At 61.7% G+C, this 25,196-nt stretch carries 21 protein-coding genes; 14 read left to right on the forward strand and 7 right to left on the reverse strand.

From position 1 onward, the window contains the following. Nucleotides 1–42: 42 nt before the first annotated feature. Nucleotides 43–1,173: an acyl-CoA dehydrogenase family protein gene (locus LAD35_RS02795; RefSeq protein WP_224151207.1), complete on the forward strand. Its 1,131-nt coding sequence runs from the start codon at nt 43–45 to the stop codon at nt 1,171–1,173. A gap of 167 nt (nt 1,174–1,340) precedes the next feature. Here the strand turns inward: LAD35_RS02795 and LAD35_RS02800 are convergent, their stop codons facing one another. Beyond that, nucleotides 1,341–1,859 carry a MarR family winged helix-turn-helix transcriptional regulator gene (locus tag LAD35_RS02800; RefSeq protein WP_224151208.1) on the reverse strand — a complete coding sequence of 173 codons (519 nt, stop codon included), beginning with the start codon at nt 1,857–1,859 and terminating at the stop codon, nt 1,341–1,343. 81 nt (nt 1,860–1,940) lie between these two features. Here LAD35_RS02800 and LAD35_RS02805 point away from each other — a divergent pair, with 81 nt between their 5' ends. The 4 genes from LAD35_RS02805 (at nt 1,941) to aliA (ending at nt 6,398) form a co-directional block, all read left to right on the forward strand. Then, entirely contained in the window at nt 1,941–2,705 is a 765-nt protein-coding gene (locus tag LAD35_RS02805) for a glucose 1-dehydrogenase (RefSeq protein ID WP_224151209.1), read from the forward strand. Nucleotides 2,706–2,731: 26 nt separating this feature from the next. Further along, nucleotides 2,732–3,514, forward strand: coding sequence for a 2-ketocyclohexanecarboxyl-CoA hydrolase (gene badI / locus LAD35_RS02810; protein WP_224151210.1), 783 nt, complete (start codon nt 2,732–2,734; stop codon nt 3,512–3,514). A 24-nt stretch (nt 3,515–3,538) separates the two neighbouring features. Continuing rightward, entirely contained in the window at nt 3,539–4,690 is a 1,152-nt protein-coding gene (gene aliB / locus LAD35_RS02815) for a cyclohexanecarboxyl-CoA dehydrogenase (RefSeq protein ID WP_224151211.1), read from the forward strand. A gap of 64 nt (nt 4,691–4,754) precedes the next feature. Continuing rightward, nucleotides 4,755–6,398 carry a cyclohexanecarboxylate-CoA ligase gene (gene aliA, locus LAD35_RS02820; protein WP_224151212.1) on the forward strand — a complete coding sequence of 548 codons (1,644 nt, stop codon included), beginning with the start codon at nt 4,755–4,757 and terminating at the stop codon, nt 6,396–6,398. On the opposite strand, the gene LAD35_RS02825 is transcribed toward aliA, so the two are convergent. Continuing rightward, the gene (locus LAD35_RS02825) at nt 6,399–6,896 is read right to left on the reverse strand and encodes a DUF421 domain-containing protein (protein ID WP_224151213.1); all 498 of its coding nucleotides are present in this window, start codon (nt 6,894–6,896) and stop codon (nt 6,399–6,401) included. It abuts the gene before it with no gap. A 320-nt stretch (nt 6,897–7,216) separates the two neighbouring features. Between LAD35_RS02825 and LAD35_RS02830 the strand changes: the two genes are divergently transcribed. Together LAD35_RS02830 and LAD35_RS02835 are read left to right on the forward strand one after the other, a co-directional pair. Further along, entirely contained in the window at nt 7,217–7,627 is a 411-nt protein-coding gene (locus tag LAD35_RS02830) for a YchJ family protein (RefSeq protein WP_224151214.1), read from the forward strand. Between the two features lie 46 nt (nt 7,628–7,673). Beyond that, nucleotides 7,674–8,336, forward strand: coding sequence for an HAD family hydrolase (locus tag LAD35_RS02835; protein ID WP_224152569.1), 663 nt, complete (start codon nt 7,674–7,676; stop codon nt 8,334–8,336). Nucleotides 8,337–8,400: 64 nt separating this feature from the next. Here LAD35_RS02835 and LAD35_RS02840 read toward each other — a convergent pair whose 3' ends face one another. Further along, nucleotides 8,401–9,690, reverse strand: a complete 1,290-nt coding sequence (locus LAD35_RS02840; protein ID WP_224151215.1) for a hydroxymethylglutaryl-CoA reductase, degradative — start codon at nt 9,688–9,690, stop codon at nt 8,401–8,403. 183 nt (nt 9,691–9,873) lie between these two features. Here LAD35_RS02840 and LAD35_RS02845 point away from each other — a divergent pair, with 183 nt between their 5' ends. The 6 genes from LAD35_RS02845 to LAD35_RS02870 all read left to right on the forward strand — a co-directional run bounded on the left by LAD35_RS02845 (nt 9,874) and on the right by LAD35_RS02870 (nt 17,856). Continuing rightward, nucleotides 9,874–11,397: an aminotransferase-like domain-containing protein gene (locus tag LAD35_RS02845; RefSeq protein WP_224151216.1), complete on the forward strand. Its 1,524-nt coding sequence runs from the start codon at nt 9,874–9,876 to the stop codon at nt 11,395–11,397. A gap of 112 nt (nt 11,398–11,509) precedes the next feature. Continuing rightward, a complete protein-coding gene (locus LAD35_RS02850) occupies nt 11,510–12,703 on the forward strand; it encodes an ABC transporter substrate-binding protein (protein ID WP_224151217.1) in 1,194 nt (397 codons plus the stop codon). 72 nt (nt 12,704–12,775) lie between these two features. Continuing rightward, nucleotides 12,776–13,696 carry a branched-chain amino acid ABC transporter permease gene (locus tag LAD35_RS02855; protein WP_224151218.1) on the forward strand — a complete coding sequence of 307 codons (921 nt, stop codon included), beginning with the start codon at nt 12,776–12,778 and terminating at the stop codon, nt 13,694–13,696. Nucleotides 13,697–13,698: 2 nt separating this feature from the next. Further along, nucleotides 13,699–15,513 (forward strand): branched-chain amino acid ABC transporter ATP-binding protein/permease, encoded by a 1,815-nt coding sequence (locus tag LAD35_RS02860; RefSeq protein WP_224152570.1) that lies wholly within the window; start codon nt 13,699–13,701, stop codon nt 15,511–15,513. Then, nucleotides 15,506–16,240 carry an ABC transporter ATP-binding protein gene (locus LAD35_RS02865; protein WP_224151219.1) on the forward strand — a complete coding sequence of 245 codons (735 nt, stop codon included), beginning with the start codon at nt 15,506–15,508 and terminating at the stop codon, nt 16,238–16,240. Before LAD35_RS02860 ends, LAD35_RS02865 begins: the two co-directional genes overlap by 8 nt. Then, nucleotides 16,237–17,856 carry a GMC family oxidoreductase gene (locus tag LAD35_RS02870; protein ID WP_224151220.1) on the forward strand — a complete coding sequence of 540 codons (1,620 nt, stop codon included), beginning with the start codon at nt 16,237–16,239 and terminating at the stop codon, nt 17,854–17,856. Before LAD35_RS02865 ends, LAD35_RS02870 begins: the two co-directional genes overlap by 4 nt. 18 nt (nt 17,857–17,874) lie before the next feature. On the opposite strand, the gene LAD35_RS02875 is transcribed toward LAD35_RS02870, so the two are convergent. From LAD35_RS02875 to LAD35_RS02885, 3 genes are all read right to left on the reverse strand, one after another. Continuing rightward, nucleotides 17,875–19,503 carry an AMP-binding protein gene (locus LAD35_RS02875; protein WP_224151221.1) on the reverse strand — a complete coding sequence of 543 codons (1,629 nt, stop codon included), beginning with the start codon at nt 19,501–19,503 and terminating at the stop codon, nt 17,875–17,877. 14 nt (nt 19,504–19,517) lie between these two features. Continuing rightward, nucleotides 19,518–20,198 (reverse strand): glutathione S-transferase family protein, encoded by a 681-nt coding sequence (locus LAD35_RS02880; protein WP_224151222.1) that lies wholly within the window; start codon nt 20,196–20,198, stop codon nt 19,518–19,520. Nucleotides 20,199–20,381: 183 nt separating this feature from the next. Continuing rightward, entirely contained in the window at nt 20,382–21,440 is a 1,059-nt protein-coding gene (locus tag LAD35_RS02885) for an AraC family transcriptional regulator (protein ID WP_224152571.1), read from the reverse strand. 143 nt (nt 21,441–21,583) lie between these two features. Here LAD35_RS02885 and LAD35_RS02890 point away from each other — a divergent pair, with 143 nt between their 5' ends. Further along, a complete protein-coding gene (locus LAD35_RS02890; protein ID WP_224151223.1) occupies nt 21,584–23,338 on the forward strand; it encodes an AMP-binding protein in 1,755 nt (584 codons plus the stop codon). Between the two features lie 107 nt (nt 23,339–23,445). Here the strand turns inward: LAD35_RS02890 and LAD35_RS02895 are convergent, their stop codons facing one another. Continuing rightward, nucleotides 23,446–25,173, reverse strand: coding sequence for a Na+/H+ antiporter (locus tag LAD35_RS02895; protein WP_224151224.1), 1,728 nt, complete (start codon nt 25,171–25,173; stop codon nt 23,446–23,448). Nucleotides 25,174–25,196 lie beyond the last annotated feature (23 nt).

Consider the following 25,196-nt stretch of genomic DNA (forward strand, 5'->3'; position numbering starts at 1 on the left):
CCCATTTTTTATCGAAACCAAAAAAACACTGGAGACCGACACATGCTTCTGACCGATGATCAGAAAATGATACAAGACGCCGTGCGCGAGTTTGCGCAGGCCGAGCTGTGGCCCCATGCGCCGCAGTGGGACCGTGACCATAGCTTTCCCACGGCCGCACACCAGGGCTTGGCGCAATTGGGTGCATACGGTATTTGTGTGCCCGAAGCCCTGGGCGGAGCCGGGTTGGACTACATCAGCCTGGCATTGGTTCTGGAGGAGATTGCCGCTGGCGACGGCGGCACCAGCACGGCCATCAGCGTCACCAACTGCCCTGTCAATGCGATTTTGATGCGCTACGGCAGCGATGCGCAGAAAAAGCAGTGGCTTGCTCCATTGGCGCGGGGCGAAATGCTGGGCGCCTTCTGCCTGACGGAGCCGCACGTGGGCTCAGACGCCAGCGCACTGCGCACCACTGCCACCCGCCAGGGCGACAGCTATGTGATCAACGGCGTCAAGCAGTTCATCACCAGCGGCAAGAACGGACACATCGCCATCGTGATTGCAGTCACCGACAAAGGCGCCGGAAAAAAGGGCATGAGCGCATTCCTGGTGCCCACCAGCAACCCTGGCTACCAGGTGGCCCGCCTTGAAGACAAGCTCGGCCAGCACAGCAGTGATACGGCACAGATCAATTTTGACAACTGTGTGGTTCCTGCCGAGAACCTGATCGGCGCCGAAGGCGAAGGCTACAAGATTGCGCTGGGTGCGCTGGAAGGCGGCCGCATCGGCATTGCGGCGCAAAGCGTAGGTATGGCACGCAGTGCGTTTGATGTGGCGGTGCAATATGCCAAGGAGCGTGAGAGCTTTGGCACACCCATCATCAACCACCAGGCCGTCAGCTTTCGCCTGGCCGATTGCGCAGTGCAGATCGAGGCTGCGCGCCAGCTGATTTGGCATGCCGCCAGCTTGCGGGATGCCGGCTTGCCGTGCTTGAAGGAAGCCGCCATGGCCAAGCTGTTTGCCAGCGAGATGGCTGAGCGTGTCTGCAGTGCCGCCATACAGACCCTGGGCGGTTATGGCGTGGTGAATGACTTCCCTGTCGAGCGCATCTACCGCGATGTGCGGGTATGCCAGATCTACGAAGGCACCAGCGATGTGCAGAAAATCATCATCACCCGCGCGCTGATGTAACCGCTATCGGTTTTGATGCCATGCCCCGCTGTGGATGCGCGCAGCGGGGCATTTTTATTGAGATTGCTCGCCTTGGGCGGAGAGGAGCAATCCACTGGTCTTCATTCCAGAAAAGGGCAGCGTCTACCGTGCTCGCCTAGACCGGCAAAGGCTCAAGGGAGGGGGTTTCAGCTCTCCTCCTTGCCCGCATTTTGCCGGGCATCAATGGCCTTCATGTTGTCCAGCAGCTTGAGCAGGTAGTGCAAGGTGTGAACCATGTCGTTGCTCGAAAATCCCTCCAGCGCCTGCTCGTAGTAGCGGCCAATCGATTCGGCTGCATCGTGCTGCCATACCTGCTGGCCTGCCTCCGTCAACTGCACCAGGCGTGAGCGCTTGTCTGCAGGGTCGGGCACGCTGTGCACATAGCCTGAGGCCTCCATGCGCGAAAGCAGTCCGGTCAGGTTCTGGCGACTCATCAACAGGTAGCGCGCCAGGTCTCCCATGCCCATACCTGGTGCGGATTCGGGCCGCGACAGCGCTCCCATCACTGCCCACTGCTGCGTCGTCAGGCCTTGGGCCTCCACGGCCTTGGTACCGGTTTTGTGCAACATATTGGCGCATTGGTACAGCTTGAAGTACAGCCTGTTGGCCAGATCGGTGCGCAGTGGATTCGGGTTTTCTCCAATGCTATTTGCGGATTTGCTCATGATTTTCATATTGCCATGACAATGCATTTGTGTAAATATATTGTCTAATTAAACGATGCAATGCGCAAGAAAGGTCGAATCATGGCACGTTTTGATGGGCAACATGTTGTGGTAACGGGCGGTGGTGGTGGTATTGGCGGAGCCACCTGCAAACGATTTGCTGCCGAAGGCGCCCGGGTGACGGTGCTCGACAGGCAATTGGCTGCAGCCCAGGCAGTGGCCGATGCCATTGCGGCGGCGGGTGGCCGGGCGCAGGCAGTGTCGTGTGACATCACCGACAGAGCTGGCGTGGATGCCGCAGTGCAGCAGGCCGAACAGTGGGCTGCTATCGACGTGCTGGTCAACAACGCCGGCTGGGACGTGTTCAAGCCATTCACCAAGACGAACGAGAGTGAATGGCAGCAGCTCATTGCCATCAATCTGGTGGGCGCCTTGCATATGCACCATGCGGTGCTGCCGCGCATGGCAGAGCGCAAGAAGGGGCGCGTTGTCAATATCGCATCTGATGCAGCGCGTGTGGGTTCATCCGGTGAAGCGGTGTATGCCGCCTGCAAAGGCGGGCTGGTGGCGCTGTCCAAAACGCTGGCGCGCGAACATGCGCGCCACAACATCACCGTGAACGTGGTCTGCCCCGGCCCGACGGACACCGCCTTGTTCGCCAGCTACAAGGAAGGAGCAGCCAACCCTGAAAAACTGCTTGAAGCCTTTACCCGATCCATTCCACTGGGCCGCATCGGCCAGCCGGAAGACCTGCCAGGCGCGATTCTGTTCTTTGCCTCCGGTGATGCTGCCTACGTGACCGGCCAGGTCATCAGCGTATCCGGTGGCCTCACGATGGCCGGTTGAAGGCCCCATTCAAGAAGGAGACTCACATGGAATTCGAAGACATCCTGTACGAAGTGCGCAACCACGTGGCCTGGATCACCATCAACCGGCCCGAGAAGATGAATGCCTTTCGCGGCACCACCTGTGACGAGTTGATTCGTGCGTTGAACAAGGCGGGCTACGACACGCGTGTGGGCTGCATCGTGCTGGCGGGTGCTGGCGACAAGGCGTTCTGCACCGGAGGTGATCAATCGGCCCACGACGGCAATTACGATGGTCGTGGCACGATTGGCTTGCCGATGGAAGAGCTGCACGATGCGATCCGCAACGTGCCCAAGCCGGTGATCGCCCGCGTGCAAGGCTATGCCATTGGCGGCGGCAATGTGCTGTGCACGATCTGTGACCTGACCATCTGCTCCGACAAAGCCATCTTCGGCCAGGTGGGCCCCAAGATGGGATCGGTGGACCCCGGTTACGGCACCGCATTCCTGGCGCGTGTGGTGGGCGAGAAAAAGGCGCGCGAGATCTGGTACCTGAACAAACGCTATTCCGGCGAGGAGGCCGTGGCCATGGGCCTGGCAAACCTCTGCGTGGCGCCGGAGCAGCTCGATGCAACCGTACAGGAATGGGCCGAGACCATCTGCGAGCGTAGCCCCACCGCGATTGCCATCGCCAAGCGCAGCTTCAATATGGACACCGCGCACCAGGCGGGCATAGCGGGCATGGGCATGTACGCGCTCAAGCTGTATTACGACACCGACGAGTCGCGCGAAGGCGTGGCAGCGCTCAAGGAAAAGCGCAAGCCCGATTTCCGCAAACACGTCAAGTAAAGCGACTTGCAGCAAGAGGTGCCCATGAATCCGTACTTGAACGATGATTTGATGACCTTGGCCGAATCGGTGCGCAGGTTTGCCCAAGAGCGCGTGGCCCCCGGCTTTCTGGAGCGTGACCAGACCCGCGTTCTTGATCGCGGCCTGATGCGCGAGATGGGTGGCATGGGCCTGATTGCCCCGGAGTTGCCTGAGCATCTGGGCGGACAGGGAATGGGGTGTCTGGCAGCCGGAGTGGTGCATGAGGAGCTGGCGCGCGCGGATCTGAGCATGTCATACGTGCCGTTGCTGGCGTCGCTCAATGCACAAATTCTGTCCGCCTATGGCCAACCTGGTATTGCCGGGCCGTGGCTGCAGAAAATGGTGGCGGGCGAGGCGCTCTGCGCCATTGCGCTGACCGAACCCCGGGGCGGCTCTGACGCGGCCAACCTGCGCCTGCGGATCGAGCGCGATGGTGACTGCTATGTGGTCAATGGTGAGAAGACCTCCATCTCCGCTGCTGATCAATGCGATATTGCCGTGGTGTTTGGGCGCACTGGTACGGTGGAATCGGGAGCGCATGGCGTGACGGCTTTGCTGGTGCCGATGGACTTGCCGGGCATCACGCGCAGCCGCTTTGATTGCCATGGTCAGCGCGCCATCGGTCGGGGATCGCTGTTTTTCGACAATGTGCGGGTGCCGCTGTCGCATCGCCTGGGGGACGAGAGCAAGGGCTTTGTACAGGTGATGCAGGGCTTTGACTATTCGCGCGCGCTGATCGGCTTGCAGGTGCTGGCCGTGGCGCGTGCGGCGCTGGACGATGCCTGGCAATACGTCGCGCAGCGCCAGGCCTTCGGCAAGCCCTTGTCTGCCTTCCAGGGCGTGTCGCACCCGCTGGCCGACTTTGATACCCAGGTGAGTGCAGCGCGTCTGTTGTGCCTGCAGGCACTGTGGCTCAAGGACCAGGGCAAGCCCCACAGTGCGGAAGCCGCCATGTGCAAATGGTGGGCGCCCAAGCTCGCATATGACTGCATCCACCAGTGTCTGCTGATGTTCGGCCATGGCGGCTACGACCGGGGTGTGATGGAGCAGCGCCTGCGGGATGTGCTGGGCTTTCAGATCGGAGACGGAACAGCCCAGATCATGAAGACCATCATTGCCCGCGACCGAGCTGGCAGGCAAGCGGTGCCTGCATAGGCAGTACGGCCGCCATCGCGCGGTGACAGGTGCAGAGCTAGTCCATAACAGACAGGAGACACATATGCAGTTTGATGCCGTATTGCTGGCACCGCGCCGCGCGCAGATGCGAAGCCAAGGCTGGTGGCGGGACATCACCATCAACGATGCCCTGGACCACGCGGCACGGCAGTGGCCTGACCGGCTGGCGCTGGTAGGGCTGCGCGCCGGTGAAGAGACCGCGCAGCAATTTTGCTATGCGGAGCTGGCGCGCATGACTGACCGTGTGGCGGTGGGGCTGTGGCGACTGGGGGTGCGGCCCGCGGATGTGGTGGCCTGCCAGTTGCCCAATGTCTGGCAGTTTACGGTGCTGTACCTGGCATGCGCGCGCATTGGCGCTGTGCTCAATCCATTGATGCCAATCTTCCGTGAGCGCGAACTGCTGTTCATGCTTGGCCACGGTGAAGCCAAGGTGATCGTGGTGCTCAAGGACTTTCGCAATGTGGATTACGAGGCCATGCTCAAAGGCATTCAGCCGCAATTGCCGCACCTGCAGCATGTCGTGGCGATTGGCGGAGCGGGTGCTGACAGCTTTGAAGCCTTGCTTGCGCAGCCCGCGTGGGAAGAGGGCGCCGATGCGGCGCAGATTCTCAAACAAAATCGGGTACAGCCCGATGCCGTCACACAGCTCATCTATACCAGCGGCACCACGGGTGAGCCCAAGGGCGTCATGCACTCGTCCAATACCTTGATGGCCAACATCCACGCCTATGCAGAACGGCTGGCTTTGAACAGCGCCGACGTGGTGCTCATGGCGTCGCCCATGGCACACCAGACCGGCTTCATGTACGGGCTGATGATGCCGGTGATGCTGGGCGCGACGGCGGTGCTGCTGGATGTATGGAACGCGGCCACTGCTGCGCAGCTGATACGGCAATGGCATTGCACCTTCACAATGGCATCGACGCCGTTTCTGGCTGACCTGTCGCGCGAAGTGGCGGTGAGTGGCCCGGTGCCCAGCCTGCAAACTTTTCTGTGCGCGGGTGCGCCGATTCCCGGCCCTCTGGTCGAGCAGGCGCAGGCGGCGCTGGGGGCGCAGATCATCTCCGCCTGGGGCATGTCGGAAAATGGTGCTGTCACCACCACGCTCCTCAGTGATGGCGCGCAGCGTGCGGTAGACACCGACGGGCTGCCGTTGCCTGGCGCTGAGGTAAAGGTGGTGGACGATCTGGGCCGGGAGTTGCCGCGCGGTGAAATTGGGCAACTGTGGGTCAGGGCCAATTCCAATTTTGGCGGCTATCTGAAACGCCCGCATCTCAATGCCACCACGGATGATGGCTGGTTCGATACCGGCGACCAGGCGCGCATGGATGCGCAAGGCTATATCCGTATCACCGGCCGCAGCAAGGATGTGATCATCCGGGGTGGCGAGAACATTCCGGTGGTGGAGGTGGAATCTCTGCTCTACAAGCATCCGGCTGTCGCGCAAGCCGCCGTGGTGGCCTATCCGGACGAGCGCCTGGGCGAGCGCGCCTGTGCGGTGATCGTGCTCAAGCCGGGAGCAGCCGAGCCAGCGCTGAGTGATGTGACCGACTTTCTGCGAGCGCAGAAGGTGGCGCCGCACTACCTGCCCGAGCGCCTGGTGGTATTGGCGGAGATGCCCGCCACGCCATCGGGCAAGATCCAGAAGTTCAAGCTGCGCGAGCAGTTGAAGGCCGCACTTGCCTAGCTACACCCCGTCGGGTGCGTCCTCGGTGCTGTCGCGGTTGCGCAGCACAATCGTGATCTGGCCATTGGTTTCGATGGTGGCCTGCTCCACCTCGTAGGTGTGCAGGCAACCGGCGCCGCGAAGGGCGGCTTTCAGGTCATCGCTCGTAATGAGCTCGGCATCCATCACCTGCCGGTTGACCTGGCCATTGGAGATGAGCCGCTTGGGAATGCCATCGACCCAGCGCGATACCCTTCTGCTGCGGTAGCTCATCTGCGCCATGACGGAGTGGCAGGCAATCAGCGTCGTTGCCGAGATGAGGCCGCCGATCAGGGAATTGTCGCCCGCGTTCATCGAGTTCTGCACGGCGTTCGACAGAATCAACAACAAAATCAGATCGAACGGATCGTATTGCCCGATCTGGCGGCGTCCGGTCAGGCGCAGGAATACCAGCAGGAACGCATAGACCACAAAGCCGCGCACGACAAATTCCCACCACGGAACACTCATAGAAAACATGGCTGACTCCTTTGAACAGGTTCTTAGAGGCTCTTAGAACCTGTGGATGGGCGGCACTTGCATACGCATGCAATGTTCCCGCTGACCAGGCGATCATAGTCCGCAGTCTTCGTTGGGCGAGGCTTACCCCGTGCGCAGGCTGACTCTGGCATGGTTGTCCTTTTGCTATTGTTCCAGTAGCTACTTGCGTGCATTCTGTATGCACCAAAGGCATATTTGGCACAATACGGGCTTTGTCGCCAGTGTGACTCCGGCAAGGAGGCACCTCAGTGGCGGCCCAAACGGTGATCCCGTTGCAAATACTGAAAAGAGACAGAGCCATGGCCAAGAAGAAAGCGGCAGCAGGCACCGACGCTACTGCGTGCCCTTGTGGATCAGCGGTGGCGTACAGCGCATGCTGCGGCCGCTTCATCGACGACTTTCTGCACATTCCGGCGCCGGATGCCGAGCGGCTGATGCGCTCCCGCTATACCGCATTCGTTCTTGAGCGGGCGCCTTATCTGCTGGCCACATGGCACGCGCCGCAGCGCCCCCCCAGCCTGGATTTCGATCCGCAATGCGATTGGTTGGGACTGGAGGTGAAAGACTTTCAGGCGCACGACGGCACGCATGCAGAGGTTGAATTCGTCGCTCGCTATAAAGTACAGGGCCGCGCCGTGCGGTTGCATGAGCGCAGCCGCTTTGTGCAGGAAAACGGACGCTGGTTTTATGTGGATGGCGACCAGTTTTGACGGGTCGATGTTCTGCGCACACCCATGAGGATACGAAATGACAAGAATTGCCCGCTTTGACGCGGTACTGTTTGACTGCGACGGCGTGCTGGTGGACAGCGAAACGATTACCAACCGGGTGCTCTGTGCCATGCTCAATGAGGCGGGCTGGGCGCTCTCGAACGAAGCCTGCCTGCAGCTATTCATCGGTAAGATGGTGCGCAGCCAGAAGGACCTGATCGAGGCCAACACCGGCAAGCCGCTGACCGATGCCTGGATGGAGGAGTTCTATGAGCGCCGCAATACGGCGCTGGAGAAGGATGTGAAGGCGATTGACGGCGCCGTGGAAGCGGTGAAGGCACTCCATGCACAGATGGATGGACAGATCGCCTGTGCCTCGGGAGCAGATCGCAAGAAGGTGGAGATGCAGCTGCGGATTACCGGCTTGCTGCCGTACTTCGAGGGCCGCATCTTCAGTGGGCACGAGTTGCCGCGCACCAAGCCTTTTCCCGATGTGTACCTGGCGGCGGCAGCCGCACTGGGGGCCGATCCTCAACGCTGTCTGGTGGTTGAAGACAGCGTGACGGGCACGCAGGCGGGCGTGGCCGCGCAGGCCACGGTGTGGGCCTACCATCCGCCACTGCACGCCGTGTGCCCGGCGCACGAGTTGGAGGCCGCTGGTGCATCACGCTGCTTTGCGCACATGGGTGAACTGCCGCAACTGGTATGAGCGTGCAGCGGGCCTTCAGGAGCCTGGGCGCTGGTGTGCTCCTTGAACAGAGTGAACGGGGCGCTTACTGTCCGGCGCGCAATTGCGCCAGCACCTCCAGCGCGCGGTCGGTGCGCACATCGTGTTCTGCGGCCAGGCGCCGTGCCACCTGGTCGACCTCTTCACCTACGGCGCCTGCCACCAGCGCGATGTTGCGGGCATGCAGCGCCATGTGGCCGCGCTGAATGCCTTCGGTCGCAAGTGCGCGTAGCGCACCCAGGTTCTGGGCCAGGCCAACGGCGGCTGCAATCTCGCCCAGTTCCTGTGCAGATTGAACACCCATGATCTTGAGTGCCAGGCGCGCCACCGGGTGTGTCTTGGTCGCGCCGCCGACCAGGCCCACCGGCATGGGTAATTCGATGGTGCCTATCAGTGCACCGCCGTTGTCCTTTTCCCAGGTGGTGAGCGAGGTGTAGTGGCCGTTGCGGCAGGCATAGGCGTGCGCGCCTGCCTCCACCGCGCGCCAGTCATTGCCGGTGGCGACGATCACGGGATCGATCCCGTTCATGATGCCCTTGTTGTGCGTGGCGGCGCGGTAGGGGTCGACGGCGGCAAAGGTGTAGGCATCCAGAATGCCTTCGATGATTTCCTCGCCGCTGCGCTCCTGGGTGGCGAGGGTTTGAGGCGTGAGGCGCACACGGGCGCGGGCGAGGCGCAGGTCGGCCAGGTTCGACAGGATGCGCAGGCGCACTGAGCCCCCCGTCAGTTTTTCCACCAGCGGTGATACCGATTCAGCCATGGTATTGACTGTGTTTGCGCCCATGGCGTCGCGCACATCCACGATCAGGTGCATCACCACCATGGCGCCGCGCGGCGAACTGGGGAACACATGCACCTCAATGTCTTTGCAGCCACCCCCAAGGCCAATCAGCACCTTGTCGCGGCTGTTTGCGAGCGCAATGATCTCGTCTCGCGCCTGGAAGAGCGCAATCCGTGCTCCGTAAGGGTCGCCGAGCCCGACGATCTGTACCTGTGCACGCATCAGGGGCTGGGTGCTCGAGGTCTGGAAGCCGCCGCTGTCGCGTGCGAGCTTGGCCATGTACGACGCCGCAGCGATGATGGATGGCTCTTCCACAGCCAGCGGCACGAGCACGTCGCGACCATTGATCTGGAAGTTGCCGGCCACGCCGATGGGCAGCTCGAAAGTGCCGATCACATTCTCGATCATGCTGTCGGCCAGTGTGTGCGGAAGTGCACCGGGCCGGGCGATCAGTGCGCGCTCCTCGTCGCTCAGCTGGCAGGCCTGTGCAATATGTTCCCAGCGTTGTGCAGGGGTGAGGGCGCGGAAATTGGGGAGGCGGGAGTCGATGGCCATGTTCAAGGAGGGTCCAAAAAATTGCCGCTTCATTACCCATGCGGCGTCAAACAATGGCTCGAACTGTATGGAAGCTGTACCTTTCAAAAAAGGTACAGTTTGGGCAAACAGCATCGTTGCAGCGCAGCAATGCCTCCAATGGTGTACCGGAGCGGGCTTTTCTCGGACACACTTCGCACCACCATGTCTCGACGCTCTGCCCCCATTGCTGAAAAGCTGGCCGATCTGATCGGCCAGCAGATCGCCAACGGCATTTATCAGCCTGGCGACAAGCTGCCTTCGCTGCGGGAGTTGGCGCAGCTGCACCGCTATGCCAAGAACACGGTGGTGTCGGCGTTTGATCTGCTGGTGTCGCGCGGCATGGTGGAGCCACGGCGTGGCTCTGGCTTTTACGTGTCGCCGCAGGTGCGCAAGACCAAGCCCGTTGACGAGGACAACGGCCAGCTGGTGCGCGCGATGGACACGGTCTGGCTGGCGCGCGAGCAGCTCATTCGCCAGCCCGAGGTGGCTGCCGTGGGGGATGGTTTTCCGCCGATTGAATGGCTGGCGGACATGCGCATGGACCGTTACCACCAAAAGGTGGTGCGCACCGGTCTCGGCTCGCTGTTTCGTTACGGCAACCGCTTTGGCTATGCGCCGCTGCGCGACAGTCTGGTGCGCAAGCTGGGTGTGCTGGGCCTGTCGGTGACACAGAACCAGTTGCTACTCACCCAGGGAGCCAATGATGCGCTGGACCTGGTGATCCGCTACTTTGTGCCACCGGGCGCGACAGTGCTGGTGGATGAGCCGGGATACTACCTGCTGTTTGGCAAGCTCAAGCTGGCGGGCGCGCGGGTGATCGGTGTCCCCAGGCTGGCCGATGGGCCTGACCTTGCGGCGCTCGAAAGCATTCTGGAGACAGAACGCCCGCGCCTGTTCTTCACCCAGTCGCTGGCGCACAACCCGACGGGATCGGATCTCAGCCTGCACAAGGCCTACCGGCTGCTGCAACTGGCAGAAAAGCACAACCTGCTGCTTGTGGAAGACGATCCCTTTGCCGATTTCAAACCGACTTCGGCGGTGCGCCTGTCCATGCTCGATCAGCTGGAGCGCACGATCTACATCGGCAGCTTTTCCAAGTCATTCTCTGCGGCCCTGCGGGTGGGCTATGTGGCATGCAGCGCCGCGCTGGCCAGTGATTTGGCGGATCTCAAGACATTGATCCACGTGAGCGGATCGGAATACTGCGAGCGCATGGTGGATGTGATGCTGCGCGAGGGGCGGTACGAGCGCCATCTGGTCAAGCTGCGGCAGAAGCTGGGCGCAGCCACCATGCAGGCGCAGCAGTGGCTGGATGAACAAGGATGCACGGTGTTTGCCCGCAGTGCGCAGACGCTGTACCTGTGGGTTCGGTTTCCCGGTGTGGAAGACTCGCTGGAATGGGCGCAGGCACTGCTTGCACATGGCGTGAAGATGGCTCCGGGCCGCATATTCCATCTGGATTCTGCAGCGCCGTCGCCATGGTCGCGCTGCAATGTGGCCGCCATGTTGGATCCGCGCTTTCAGATTGCAGTGAAGTCGCAGTTGGCACTGCGAAAAAATCTGCCGCCCACGGCGGTTGACGGAAAAAATTCTCGATTGAACGTCTTGGGAAGCGAATCGAAAAGCGTACTTGGAGACGTCTTGGAAAACGCGCAGGGAAAGGGTTTGTTAAGCAATCCTACGTAGGCACAAGCCAGAAGAAGCTTTGAAAGAGGAAACACTATATTGAGCCGCACATCGCCACCGAATGGTGCGAAGTCCGGGGCCGGGAAATTGACAACGAAGCAAGGAGACAAGCATGAACAGAACCATCTATCGACTCACCAGAATCGCAGCGCTGGGCGCCAGTGTTTTTGCGCTCTCTGCGCAGGCGCAGGACATCAAGATCGGCTATACCGCTGACCAGTCGGCCAGTGGTGTGGCAGAACTTGGTATTGCAGGCCGTTGGGGGTTTGAGGCGGCCATTGAAGACATCAACAAAGCGGGTGGGATTCTGGGTCGAAAGGTCGTTGGCGTGGTCCGCGATGACCAGGGAACGCCGCCCAAGGCGATTCAGACCGTGCAGGAGCTGATCGACAGCGAGAAGGTCAGCGGCATCGTCGGTCCGGCCAATTCGGGCAATGCGCTTGCATGGCTGCATATTCCGCAGCAGAAGAAGGTACCCGTGGTGGTGCCAATTGGTACCGCAACTGAGATCACCACACGTTACGCCAAGGAGCCGCAGAACTACCTCTACCGCATCTCCATGGTGGACCGCGAGCAGGTGGCACTGCTGGGCGCCTATGCGGTAAAGGCCTCCAAGGACAAGAAGATCGCGATTCTTGCGGATTCGACCGGTTATGGCCAGGGCGGCATCAAGGATGCGACCGATATTCTGGCGCTGCATGGCGTGAAACCCGTGGCGGTCGAGAAGTACGGCCCCAAGGACACCGACATGACCTCGCAGCTCAACAAGATCAAGGCGGCGGGAGCAGATACCGTGATCATCTACGGTATTGCCGATGGTGCGGCGCAGGTGCTGCGCAGCATGGAGAAGATCAACTACATGCCGATCACCCTGGGAACCTGGGGCAACCTGAGCTCGCTCCTGCCCAAGATGGCTGGCACCAAGCTCGCAGAGCACCTGATCATGGCGGCATCCACCACCGAAGACACTTCGGACAAGACCAAGTCGCTGGGCAAGCGTGTGCGCGTGAACTTCCCGACGCTCACCACCTTCCCGTGCTCTGCGCAGGCCTACGATTCGGTGATGCTGCTGGCTGCCGCCATGAAGCAGGCAGGCAGCACCGATGGCGAAAAGGTGGCTGCCGCACTGGAGAACCTCTCCAAGACCGAAGGCGTGATCAAGACCTACGACAAGCCATTCAGCAAGGCCAACCACGAAGGCCTGAGCGTGAGTGACTTCTACTTGGCGCGCTGGAAGGGCAGCGAAGTGGTGCGTTTTGAGGACGATGTCTACAAATCGCTCAAGCCTGCCGACCTGAAGAAGTAAGCCGTTCAGGGCCGCGGCGGTCATGGGGCCGCCCGGCGGCCTTGTCATTTGCAGCATGTGCGTGGGGCGAGTATGTTTGATTCAATACTGCAGGCTGTCTTCAGCGGGCTTGCGTTGGGCAGTATCTATGCCCTGGTGGCGGTGGGCTTCAACATCACCTTCAATACCACCAAGACCCTGAACTTCGGCCAGGGCGAGTTTCTGGTAGCTGGCGCGTTTGTCGCGGTTTCGGTGCTGTTGCTGCTGGTGGGCAAGAACATTACCGATACCCTGGTTCCTGCCGATGTGACGCTGGGCCGTTACCTGCTCAGTCTCGTTGGCACGATGGCGGTGCTGGGTGTGCTGGGCGTGATCCTCTATTACGCAGCAGTGCGCCCGTTTGTGGGGCGTGGCGGCATGGCCTGGGTCATGAGCACCATCGGGTTCGGCATCATCATTCAGAACACGGCACTGGCCATCTGGGGGCCGTCACCCATGGTGATGCCTTCGCCCCTGGGCAGCGATGTGATCCGCATTGGCGGTGCAGGCGTGCTGCCGCAGGAAGTGCTGGTGCTGGTCGCCAGTGTGGCCGTGCTGCTCAGCCTTGATTTCATCATGCGGCGTACCCGGATCGGCAAGGCCGTGCGCGCCGTTGCACAAAGCGGCAGCGCCGCAACCCTCATGGGCATCAATGTGTCTGCGATCGTCGTGCTTGCTTTTGTCATCAGCTCCAGCCTGGCGGGTCTGGCAGGCTTGCTGATTGCACCCATCACCACGGCGTCGGTGTTCATGGGCATGTCGCTGGCGCTCAAGGCGTTTTCTTCGGCCATTCTGGGTGGATTGACCAGCCCGCGCGGTTGCATGCTTGGCGGTTTCATTCTGGGGCTGATCGAGGCGCTGGTGGGGCTGTGGCAGGCAGAGTTGCGCGAGATCAGCATTTTCGTGCTCATCATCGTGGTTCTGGTGGTGCGCCCACAGGGGCTGCTGGGCCAGAAGATCGTGGAGAAAGTCTGATGATGCGCAGCGAGTTCAAGCATTACCTGTGGCTGCTTGTGGTGGCCGTGCTGGTGGCGGCCATTCCGCTGGCGACCAGCAATGATTTCCATCTGCGCATTGTGTTTCTGATTGGGGTGAACTACATCGCAGCATCGGGGCTGAATGTGCTGGTGAACTACACCGGCCAAAAGTCGCTCGGCCATGCCGGCCTGTTTGCTGTGGGCGCATATGCTGTTTCTCTGCTGACTGCTCGATGGGGGTGGAATCCATGGGCAGCATTTGCGGCGGCTGGTGTACTCGCGGGTCTGTTCGGCGTGGTCATTGCATTGCCAGCCTTGCGCGTGAAAGGCCCGGCGCTGGCGATGGTGACGATTGGCTTTGGCATCGTGGTGGAGAAGATCGTCTCTGAGTGGCAGGACGTGTTCGCAGGCCAGCAGGGCATATACGGTGTGGTGCCGCTGCAGGTCGGTGGGCAGATGTTCAGCACCCAGCATTGGGTCTGGTTCGTGCTGGCGCTGTGTGTGCTGCTGCATGTGATGTTCCGCCATCTGCTAAGGGGTCGGTTCGGCCGCGCGTTTCTGGCGGTGAACACGGCCGAGGTCGCCGCGGAAAGCGTGGGCGTGAGCGTGTACAAGTTCAAGGTGCTGGCCTTTGTGATTAGTGCGTTCACCTGTGGCATCGCCGGAGCGCTGATTGCGCAGCAGAACCAGTACATCAACTCCGATTTCATCACCTTCAATCTGTCGATCTTCTTCCTGCTGATCGTGCTGTTCGGGGGTAACTCGGTCTACGGCCCGCTGCTGGGCGCAGTGGTGCTCACCTTGCTGGATTCGTTGCTGTCCCGTTGGCCGGACGTGCAGCATTTCACCTATGGCGCCCTGCTGCTTTTTGCGCTTTACGCCATGCCCAATGGGCTGGCGGGGTTTGTGCGCAGCTTTGCGCGCAGGTTCACGCCAGGGCTGGTGCCCAAGGAGCAATTGCCGACGGATCTGCCTGCATGGCAACTGAAGCCTTCTGCGGGCGCTGGCACCACAGGTGTTCTGCTGGACGGTGAAGGTCTGTACAAGGCCTATGGCGGCGTGGTTCCGACCAACAATGTCGATATCCGGATTCGGCCCGGGCATGTGCATTCGCTCATCGGCCCTAACGGCGCGGGCAAGACGACGCTGCTCAATATCCTCTCGGGGATCGTGACGCCGGAGCGAGGAACGATTCAGTTCGCGGGGCAAGGCATTGTCGGGGTGTCGCCCAACCGGATTGCGCGCATGGGCCTGGGGCGTACCTTTCAGAATCTGCGTCTGTTCAGCGACATGACGGTGCTCGACAACGTCAAGGTGGGCCTGCATTCGCATATCAAGGCCGGCTTTTTTGCCAGCTTGCTGGGAGTGGGAAAGGCACATCGCGCGGAGTTGGCTGCGCGAGAAGAGGCGCTGCAGATTCTGGACCGGTTGCACTTGCGCGACAAAGCGCTTCACATTGCTGGCAGCCTGCCCTATGGACTGCAGCGGCGCTTGGAACTGGCGCGCGCCCTGGCCACGCACCCGCAACTGCTGCTGCTGGATGAACCTGCCGCAGGTCTGAACCCGCAGGAGACGCAGGAGCTGGTGCAGGTGATCGCCCGTATTCGGGACCTCGGCATCACCGTGCTGCTGATCGAGCACCATATGGATCTGGTGATGGCGGTCTCTGACCATGTGATCGTGCTGGATTACGGCCAGAAGATCGCAGAAGGCACGCCTGCCGAAGTGCAGAGCAACCCGCGCGTGATCGCCGCCTATCTGGGAAGCGATGAGGAAGAAGATGGCAACGATGCGACAGGAGGCTCCCATGTCTGACCAGGCAACTGCATTGCTGCGCGTGGAATCGCTGCAGGTGCACTATGGGGCCGTGCAGGCGCTCAAAGGCGTTTCGCTGCATGTAAATGCCGGTGAGGTGGTGACGATCATTGGTGGCAATGGCGCCGGCAAAAGCACGCTCATGAAAGCCATATCGGGTCTGGAGCCCGCGGCAGGGGGCTCGATTGCATTCCTCGGACAGGACATCACGCGCATGCCCGGTCATCTGCGCGTACCGTTGGGCATTGCCCAAAGCCCGGAAGGCCGCCAGGTGTTCGCAGACCAGACCGTGCATGACAATCTGCTGCTCGGGGCCTACCACCGCAAAGACGGGGCTGCGGCCATCGCGGCAGACATCGAGCGGCAGTTCGCCACTTTCCCGCGCCTGAGTGAGCGGCGCGGGCAGTTGGCAGGCACCATGTCGGGCGGCGAGCAGCAGATGCTGGCAATTGCGCGGGCGCTGATGGCCAGACCCCAGTTGCTGTTGCTCGATGAGCCTTCGTTGGGTCTCGCTCCGCTGATCGTCAAGGAGATATTTGCCATTGTGCGGCAGCTCAAGCAGCAGGGTGTCACCATCCTGCTGGTGGAGCAGATGGCCAATCAGGCGCTGGTGGTGGCGGATCGCGCCTATGTGCTGGAAACGGGGCGATTCACGCTGGAAGGCAGTGCTGCCGATCTTCGGCGCGACCCCAAGGTGCGTGCGGCCTACCTGGGGGCGCATGCATGACAGCCGCAGGCGACAGCGAAGCATTCGATTATGTGGTGGTGGGCAGTGGCGCTGCAGGCGCGATTGTTGCTGCGCGGCTGAGTGAAGATTCGGGTGTCAGTGTCTGTGTGCTGGAGGCTGGCGGGGCTGACTGGCACCCCTACCTCAAGCTGCCTGCGGGGTTCATCAAGGTGATCTTCAACCCGGAGCGGGCATGGCAGTTCAGCTCCGAGCCCTCTGCGCGTACCGCAGGCCGACGTATTCCTCTGCCTCAGGGCAAGACCTTGGGGGGATCCACGTCGATCAACGGGCTGGTGTACAACCGGGGCCAAAGGGAAGACTTTGACGGTTGGGCCGCGCGTGGCAATCCAGGGTGGAGCTATGACGAGGTGCTGCCATATTTCAAGCGCAGTGAAACTTTTGTTGATGGTGGAGACCCGGCATTGCGCGGACACTCGGGCAGCTTGAAGGTGACCCTTCCGCACTGGCCGCACCCGGTCTGCGAAGCCTTTTTGCAAGGCGCGCAAGAGCTGGGCATGCCGCTCAACCCGGATTACAACGGTGCCAGCCAGCAAGGCGCCGGCTATTTTCAACGCACGATCAACCGGGGCTGGCGCGTCAGCACATCCGCTGCATTTCTGCGGCCTGCCCAGCGGCGCAGCAATCTCCGGGTGGTGACAGGTGCGCAGGTTCAGCGCATACGGATTGCAGACGCAGCAGCGACGGGAGTGGAGTATGTGCAGGCGGGCGTGCAGCGGATGGTTCACGCCCGGCGCGAGGTGATTGTCTGTGCAGGGGCGATCAATACGCCCAAGCTGCTGATGCTCTCGGGCATTGGCGATGGCCATCGGCTGCGCGAGCTGGGCATGGAGACGCATGCGCATCTGCCGGGCGTGGGTCAGCATTTGAAGGACCATTTCTCGATTCGCCTGGTGGCTCGCGTCAGGAACGCCGTCACCATCAATGAGCTGGCGCGCGCTCCGCGCCTGTGGGGGCAGGCGGCTGACTGGCTGCGCGGCAAGCCCAATATTCTGGCGCTCAGCCCTTCCGTGGTGCATTGGTTCTGGCAGTCGCAGCCAGGGCTGAAGCGGCCGGATCTGCAGGGTGTTTTCTCTCCCGCCAGCTACCGCGAAGGCTATGTGGGCATGCTCGACCGGTTTCCCGGCATGACCTGTGGCGTGTGGCAGCACCGCCCAAAAAGCATGGGCAGTGTTTCGCTGGCCTGCGCCAACCCCTGGGCCGATCCGGTGGTGCAGCCCCACTATCTGGACGACGAAGAGGATCGGCAGACCTTGGTGCGCGGTGTGCGCATTGCCCGCACCCTGCTGCAGACCCAGGCGCTGGCGCCGTTTCGCGAGTCGGAAACTATGCCTGGTGCGCAGGTGCAGTCCGATGACGAGATTCTGGACTTCATCTATCGCTACGGTGTCTCGTCCTACCACGTCAATGGCACGGCGCGTATGGGGCCACGTAGCGAGGCAGGTGCTGTGGTGGACGCACAGTTGCGCGTGCACGGCGTTCGCAATCTGCGCGTGGTGGATGCGTCGGTGATGCCCGAGATTCCGTCGGCCAACACTTGCGCCACCACGATGATGATCGGGGAGAAGGGCGCCGAGATGATCCGCAGCGCCCGCTGATGCAGGGCGCTACGGACATCAGCGCTTCTTGCGCGCCCGCATGTCCAGCACATTGGGCAGGGTCTGCGCGCTCTGCCCCGTGGCCAGAATGCGGTGCTTCTGGATTTTTTGTGTTCCGGTGGTCGGGATCTCGTTGGTGAACCACCACCAGCCCGGTACCTTGTAGTAAGCCATCTCCTGCTGGCAGAAGGCAAACAGTTCCTGGCAGATGGCGGTGCCAGCTTCCACACCCGGAGACAGCACGATGCTGGCCAGCACTTCCTCTTCGCGGATATCGTCCGGGGCAGCCAACACGGCCACCTGGTGTACCTTGGGGTGAGACAGCAGCACGGCTTCCACTTCGGCGGCGGCAATGTTCTCGCCGCTGCGGCGGATGATGTTCTTGCGCCGGTCCATGAAGTGCAGCAAGCCGTCCGGGTCTTGCACGACTACGTCGCCGGTGTGGAACCAGCCGCCTTCCCAGGCCTTGGCTGTGGCTTCGGGGTTGTCCAGGTACTCGCTGAAGAAGTGCTTGCGCGGCGTTTGGGCGGAGTAGCGCACCAGCATCTCGCCAGGCGTACCGGGTGCCACGGACTGCCCGCTTTCATCGGCCACCATCACTTCCAGGCCTGGTGCGCTTCTGCCAAAGGATCGTGTGCCAACCTGGCGATCTGCGCCATGGTCGGAGATGGTGCGCACCACCTCGGTCATCCCCCACAGCTCGACGAGGGGAAAGCCAAAGCGCGCTTCAAATGCCGCGTGCAACTGCGGCTCTACGCCGGCGCCATAGCCAAAGCGCACGCAGTGCCTGTGCTCCCACTCGGTCGGAGCCTGTTTGAGCAGCAGCGGAATGATCACTCCCAGGTAGTGCACGATGGTGGCGCGTGTACTGGCCACTTCTTCCCACCAGCGGCTGGGAGCAAAGCGGTCGGTCTGGATCTGGCAACCGCCCGACAGGAGCATGCAGTAGAAGGACAGGATCGACGCGTTCACATGAAAGAGTGGCAGCGGATTGAAAAGGCGCTCCTTGCCTTCCTGCACCGATACGTAGCCGGGGTGGGACGCATACCATTTGCCGGCCGCCAGCTCGTAGGCATGCGACAGCACGCAGCCCTTGGGTTGGCCAGTGGTTCCGGAGGTGTAGAGGATGCTGGCGGGCGTATCGGCAGTGACTGCGCCTTGCGACGGGCTGCGCGCCGGGGGCAGGGTGAGTGCGGTGTAACCCTCTGGATCGGTGGTGACGACGCCGGGCTGGGTGCGCGTGTCCTGCAGCGATTCCTGCACGGCCGCGAGGCGTGTGGGCAGGCAGACGATCATATCCAGCTGCGCGTGGTCGATGAGGTAGTTCAGCTCGCGCCGCTTGTAGTCAGGGTTGATGGGCACACAGCAGATGCCCAGGCTGTTCATCGCCAGCTTGTGCAGCATGTGCTCGGGTCTGCTTTCCAGAAGCAGTCCCACGCGGTGGCCTGCGCCATAGCCTGCTGCCTGGTAAAGCGTCTTGAGCGCATCGATCAGCCTGCCTGCTTCGGCGTAGCTGAACTCGCGGCCCTCGGGCAGATAGCTGCGCCCTGGGTTGGCGGGGACCGCCAGCAGGCTGAGGTCGGCGTATCTGGCAATGGCTGCTGCCAGCGCTTCGCCGATAGTGGTGTGGTCGTGGATGTCAATCATGTGGAGCCCCCTCGTCAAGGCCTGATCAGCGGTGACGGTATCGGATCGACGCCCTGGGCCAAGGCGGCCTGCTTTTCGACCTCCAGGCTGCGCAGGAACGCAGTGCGCTGCTGCAGACACATCCAGTAGTGCTGGGTTGCCGGGCCCCATTGGGCGCTCATGCCCAGGTAGTCGGACAGCATCAGTGCATAGCCGATGGCCACATCGGCTGCCGTGAAGCGTCCCGCGCAAAGATAAGGCTGGTCTGCGGGCAAGGACTGCGCGGCCACCTCCACCGCGCGCAGGCGGCCGAGAAACCAGCGCTCATAGTCTTCGGCCACCTGGGGTTGGCGCCGCACGGCGGGTTCAAAAAAGCAGTAGCGCAGCACCAGGGTTTGTGGGAAGGTGAGCGTGGCATCTGCCATGTGCAGCCAGTTCAGATAGCTGCCATAGGCGGCATCATCAGGAGCAACATTCATCTGCTGCGTTGGCACCTTGCTCGCCAGGTATTGGCAGATGGCGCTGGACTCGGTCATGCGTGCCGCGCCATCGATCAGCAGAGGTACCGTGCCCAGCGGGTTGAGGGCCAGATAGTCCTTGGCCAGCGCGCGCGGCGGAAAGGGCAGCATGTGCAATTGGTAGGGAAGACCCAGTTCCTCCAGCATCCACAGCGCGCGAAACGAGCGCGCGCTGACACAGTGGTAAAGCTCCATCACGGCAATGTCTCCTGTTGAGGACCCGCGCAAACCATGGCGCGCAGCGGATATGTCCACCGGCTGCCGATTTGGCCCGGATTGATTTGCGCAAGTCATGCAATTGTTATCGCACCATCTTGGCATGGATGGGGCGTTGCAGGGTTCTTCTAGGTGTCAGCCAGGTTGCACTTCATGCCGCATGCTTCATGCCGGTGGCCGGGTGCTCTTGCGGTATTCGGCGGGGGACATGCCCATCCAGGTGCGAAATGCGCGAATGAAGCTCTTGTCGTTGCTGAAACCCGCAAGTTGAGCAATCTGCTTGATGGGGCGGTTGGTGCGGTGCAGCAGGGTGAGCGAGCGTTCGCGCCGCACTTCGTCCTTCAGGGCCTGCAGGGAAGCGCCTTCGTCCTTGAGCTGGCGGTGCAGGGTACGCAGCGACAGATGCAGTTTCTTTGACAGGGTTTCAGCGCTGTGCATGGCCGATGGGTCGGCGGCCAGCAACTGGCGCACGCGCTGCACCATCAGCCGGTCGCGGCGGTAGGGGCGCACCGTCAGCGGCAACGCGCGCTGCAGCATGCGCTGCAAGGCGGCTTCGTCGCGCGCAATGGGCAAGGCGAGGTAGCGGGCATCGAACTGCATGCTGGTGACTGGCGCGTCAAACTGCACTTCGCCGGGAAAGAGCAGTGAATACACATCGGCATGCCCGGGGGCGGCAAACGGCAGAGCCACCTTGAAGAGCGGCAGCGACGAATCCACATACCAGCTCGACAGGCCGTGGATGTTGCGCAGCATCGATACCAGGCAGAACTCGCGCAGCTCGCCCAGGCCAGCGTGCTCGACGATCTCCAGCGTGGCCGTGTTGCCATGCACCTGCAGGCTGAGCTGCAGGTCATCCGTCAACAGGCCATGGTGGCGGCACCAGCGCTTGAGGGCCACACCCAGGTCCGGGCTGGTCAGGGATGCGCGTGCCAGCATGCCGTAGCTGCCCCAGGGCAGTCGGCGGCTGAACCAGCCCAGGGCCTCGTCGTCCAGTTCCTGCATGGCGGCATCGGACAGGGTCTCGAACTGCAAGGCGGTGATGCCAACGGTATCTTGTTCGACCGCAAAGGGATCAATTTGCGCCAGATGCAAGGCTTTGTCCGGATTCAGGCCCCGATGCTGGTAGGCCCGTGCAATCGCGCGCACAAATGCCATGGGCGTAACAGCGGGATGATGGATAACTGCGGATGACGGAAGCGGCTTGTTCATGGATGGGACGAAAATCTGCCAGCAAACGTTGATTGTACTGGCGACTTTTGCAACCTGCCTGCCACCATTTGCGCGGCCCGCTGGCGTATGCTGGTGCGCAATCTCAAGATATACCAGATACGCGGGCGCGCGCAGCGCTTTGCAGACAGGAGACAAGCATGAGCGACATCGCTTTGACGACCAGCTACGCGCGCGGCGCCACAGAGCCCCGCCTGCTGGACAAAACCATCGGGCAGCAACTGGTGGATACCGCTGCCCGCTTTGGCGACCGCGATGCGCTGATCAGCCGCCACCAGAATATCCGCCTGAGCTACCGCCAACTGCTGGCGCAGTCCTTTCAGTTGGCGAGCGCGCTGTTGCGCGCCGGCATCCAGAAGGGCGACCGCGTGGGTATCTGGTCGCACAACAATGTGGAATGGGTTTTGCTGCAATTCGCCACAGCCCATGTCGGCATCATCCTGGTCAACATCAACCCGGCCTACCGTACTTCCGAGCTGGAATATGCGCTGAACAAGGTGCAGTGCAAGGCCCTGTTCGTGATGGAGCGCTTCAAGACCAGCGATTACCTGGGAATGGTGCGCGAGTTGGCCCCTGAACTGGCAACCAGCCCACCCGGCCAATTGCAAAGTGCCAAGCTCGCCGACCTGCGTTGGGTGGTGTGGATTGGCGCGGTCGGCTTAGACGCTGCCGGCTCAGGTGCGGTCGGCTCAGGTGTGCCCCAAGGTAGCGAGCAGCCCGGCATGGAGCGCTTCTCGCGCTTTATCGCCATGGGTGATGTTCAGGACCCGCAGATTGCAGAGATCGCCAGGACGCTGACGCCCTACGATCCGGTCAATATTCAGTTCACCAGTGGCACCACGGGTTTTCCGAAAGGCGCAACGCTCACCCATCGCAACATCGTCAACAACGGCTATTTCATTGGCGAAGCGATGAAGCTGACGGAGCAAGACCGGCTCTGCATTCCCGTGCCGCTCTACCACTGCTTTGGCATGGTGCTGGGCAACATGGCATGCATGACGCATGGCTCGGCCATCGTCTATCCGAACGATGGTTTTGACCCGGTCACTGTTCTGGAAGCGGTGCAGGCCGAGCGCTGCACGGGCCTGCACGGCGTACCCACGATGTTCATTGCCGAGCTGGACCACCCGCGTTTCTCGGAGTTTGACCTGTCCACCCTGCGCACCGGCATCATGGCTGGTTCGCCTTGCCCGATCGAGGTGATGAAGCGTGTGGTCAGCGAAATGAACTTGTCCGAGATCACCATCGCCTACGGGATGACGGAGACCAGCCCGGTCAGTTGCCAAAGCTCCACCGATACCCCGCTGGACAAGCGCGTTTCCACGGTGGGCAAGGTGCAACCGCATCTGGAGGTGAAGATCATCAACCCAGAAACCGGTGAGACGGCTCCCAATGGCCAGTCAGGCGAGCTGTGCACGCGCGGCTACTCGGTGATGCATGGCTACTGGGGCGACGAAGCCAAGACGCGGGAAGCCATTGATGCGGAAGGCTGGATGCATACCGGCGATCTGGCCACGATGGACACGGAGGGTTACGTCAACATCGTCGGTCGCATGAAGGACATGGTGATCCGCGGCGGTGAGAACATCTATCCGCGCGAGATTGAAGAATTCCTCTACACCCATCCCCAGGTGCAGGATGTGCAGGTGGTGGGCGTGCCCGACAGCCGCTTTGGTGAAGAGCTGTGTGCCTGGGTGATCGCCAAGGCAGGGCAGTCGCTCTCCGAGGACGATGTGCGTGACTACTGCAAGGGTCGCATTGCGCACTACAAGGTGCCACGCTACATCCGTTTCGTCGACGCATTTCCGATGACGGTCACCGGCAAGATCCAGAAGTTCAAGATCCGCGAGGCGATGATCGAGTCGCTGAAGCTGGAAATTGCCAAGACGGCCTGAAGGCCTGATTGCTACTAAAAGGTGAGCTTGTGGCGCGCGTCAATCCATATTCTCAGACTGGGGTAAGCCTGAAAATGGCTTGCCATGCGCGCCAGCAGCTACGTTTTTCAGGAGCTCTCTCGCTTGGCGGCTTGTTTGGCGGCGGCACGGCGGGCCACATCCAGGCGTTTGCGCAGGGTGATTTCACTCAGATCGAGCTCCTGCACCAGGCTGCGCAGGGATTCGTCATTGATGCGGTTGTGCTGGCGTTCGGCATAGATCGTGTGCCGCTCCACCTTGATGCACTTGAGCCGCATCTCCAACTCCATCACATAGCGTTCACGCCGCTGCTGCACCGCTTCGGGACTGGCGGCATCGGGTGCATCGGCGGCGTCGGGCGAACGGTCTTCGTCCAGCATGTCGATACGGTTGCGGTATTCGCGGGCGATGCGGCCTTCGATCTCATGCTGCTGGGCCTGCCACTCGGTGGGCTGCTGGACGGAGCTTTCGTCATTGATGGCCAGGCTGTTGATGGCTGCACGGCAGGCCGTGAGGCGCGCCTGGCGCTCTTCGATCACCGACTCGGGCTCGCTGGCCTTGGGCACGCGGCGCAGTACCAGCGGCAGGCCGATGCTGCCGATCACCAGGGTGAACAGGATGGTGCCGGTGGCCAGGAAGATCAGCATGTCGCGTGCCGGAAAAGGCTGGCCATTGTTCAGGAGCAAGGGCACGGACAGCGCGCCAGCCAGGGTGACCGCGCCGCGAATACCGGCCAGGGTGGTGGCCAGGTTCAGCCACATGTCGGGCTTTTCCACCAGCTTGCCAGCCCTGTGCGCCTTGTGCAGACTGCGGCGTACGCCCAGCATCAGCCAGATCCAGCGCAGCACCAGGAGTGCCACCGAGATGATGGCTACATAGCCCACCAGAATCCACCAGTCATGGCCCGCATCCCGCAGGGTGACACCGATGATGGATGGAAGCTGCAATCCGAGAAGCAGGAAGATGGCGCCATTGAAAGCCGATTCGACCATGGCCCAGGTGCCAGCCGTCTGCATGCGCTCGGAGATGTAGTCGGCGCGGTTCAGGTCACCAAAATTGGTCGCCACGCCCGCCGCCACGGCGGCCAGAATGCCGGATACGCCAATTTCTTCGCCCAGCAGGTAGGCGGCAAAGGGCAGCAACACCAGCAGCAGCACCATCTGCGTGGCGGCCACATCGCCCAGGCGGCGGGTCACGGTTTCGCGCAGGTAGCTGAATCCCCAGCCCGCGACTGCGCCAACGCCCAGGCCGCCCAGGGCAATCCACAGAAATTCCTGCGTCACCTTGGCCCACGAGAACAGGCCCGTCAGGGTGGCGGCAACGGCAAACTTCAAGGCCACCAGGCCCGATGCGTCGTTCAACAGCGATTCGCCTTCGAGCACATGCATGGTGTGTGCTGGCATACCCAGATTGCGGGTGATGGCCGATACCGCCACTGCGTCGGTCGGCGAGATGACGGCCGCCAGTGCAAAGGCGACGGTGAGCGGCATCTCCGGAATCATCCAGTGGATCAGGTAGCCCAGACCGATCACCGTAAACAGCACCAACCCGAATGCCAATTTCAAAATAGGCTGGTACAACGCAAAGAACTCGCGCTTGGGAATGCGCCAGCCGTCGGCAAACAGCAGCGGCGGAATGAACAGCAGCATGAACAGGCCGGGATCGAAATCAATGTGCAGGCCATTCTGGGGCCACGACAGCACAGCTCCCAGCATGATCTGTATCAGCGGCAGCGGAATGGCTCGGATGTAGCGCGCAATGATGCCGGTGACGGCACCAATCATCAGCACGAGCAGGACAGTTTCAACGGTATGCATGGTCTGTGGTTTTTATAGTTACA

Source organism: Comamonas odontotermitis (assembly GCF_020080045.1).
Taxonomy (GTDB): Bacteria; Pseudomonadota; Gammaproteobacteria; order Burkholderiales; family Burkholderiaceae_C; genus Comamonas; species Comamonas odontotermitis.

Excerpts from the sequence above, each read along its gene's own strand:
- LAD35_RS02795 (WP_224151207.1), top strand. The coding sequence starts at position 43 with ATGCTTCTGACCGATGATCAGAAAATGATACAAGACGCCGTGCGCGAG.
- LAD35_RS02800 (WP_224151208.1), bottom strand. The coding sequence starts at position 1,859 with ATGAGCAAATCCGCAAATAGCATTGGAGAAAACCCGAATCCACTGCGC.
- LAD35_RS02805 (WP_224151209.1), top strand. The coding sequence starts at position 1,941 with ATGGCACGTTTTGATGGGCAACATGTTGTGGTAACGGGCGGTGGTGGT.
- badI (WP_224151210.1), top strand. The coding sequence starts at position 2,732 with ATGGAATTCGAAGACATCCTGTACGAAGTGCGCAACCACGTGGCCTGG.
- aliB (WP_224151211.1), top strand. The coding sequence starts at position 3,539 with ATGAATCCGTACTTGAACGATGATTTGATGACCTTGGCCGAATCGGTG.
- aliA (WP_224151212.1), top strand. The coding sequence starts at position 4,755 with ATGCAGTTTGATGCCGTATTGCTGGCACCGCGCCGCGCGCAGATGCGA.
- LAD35_RS02825 (WP_224151213.1), bottom strand. The coding sequence starts at position 6,896 with ATGTTTTCTATGAGTGTTCCGTGGTGGGAATTTGTCGTGCGCGGCTTT.
- LAD35_RS02830 (WP_224151214.1), top strand. The coding sequence starts at position 7,217 with ATGGCCAAGAAGAAAGCGGCAGCAGGCACCGACGCTACTGCGTGCCCT.
- LAD35_RS02840 (WP_224151215.1), bottom strand. The coding sequence starts at position 9,690 with ATGGCCATCGACTCCCGCCTCCCCAATTTCCGCGCCCTCACCCCTGCA.
- LAD35_RS02845 (WP_224151216.1), top strand. The coding sequence starts at position 9,874 with ATGTCTCGACGCTCTGCCCCCATTGCTGAAAAGCTGGCCGATCTGATC.
- LAD35_RS02850 (WP_224151217.1), top strand. The coding sequence starts at position 11,510 with ATGAACAGAACCATCTATCGACTCACCAGAATCGCAGCGCTGGGCGCC.
- LAD35_RS02855 (WP_224151218.1), top strand. The coding sequence starts at position 12,776 with ATGTTTGATTCAATACTGCAGGCTGTCTTCAGCGGGCTTGCGTTGGGC.
- LAD35_RS02860 (WP_224152570.1), top strand. The coding sequence starts at position 13,699 with ATGCGCAGCGAGTTCAAGCATTACCTGTGGCTGCTTGTGGTGGCCGTG.
- LAD35_RS02865 (WP_224151219.1), top strand. The coding sequence starts at position 15,506 with ATGTCTGACCAGGCAACTGCATTGCTGCGCGTGGAATCGCTGCAGGTG.
- LAD35_RS02870 (WP_224151220.1), top strand. The coding sequence starts at position 16,237 with ATGACAGCCGCAGGCGACAGCGAAGCATTCGATTATGTGGTGGTGGGC.
- LAD35_RS02875 (WP_224151221.1), bottom strand. The coding sequence starts at position 19,503 with ATGATTGACATCCACGACCACACCACTATCGGCGAAGCGCTGGCAGCA.
- LAD35_RS02890 (WP_224151223.1), top strand. The coding sequence starts at position 21,584 with ATGAGCGACATCGCTTTGACGACCAGCTACGCGCGCGGCGCCACAGAG.
- LAD35_RS02895 (WP_224151224.1), bottom strand. The coding sequence starts at position 25,173 with ATGCATACCGTTGAAACTGTCCTGCTCGTGCTGATGATTGGTGCCGTC.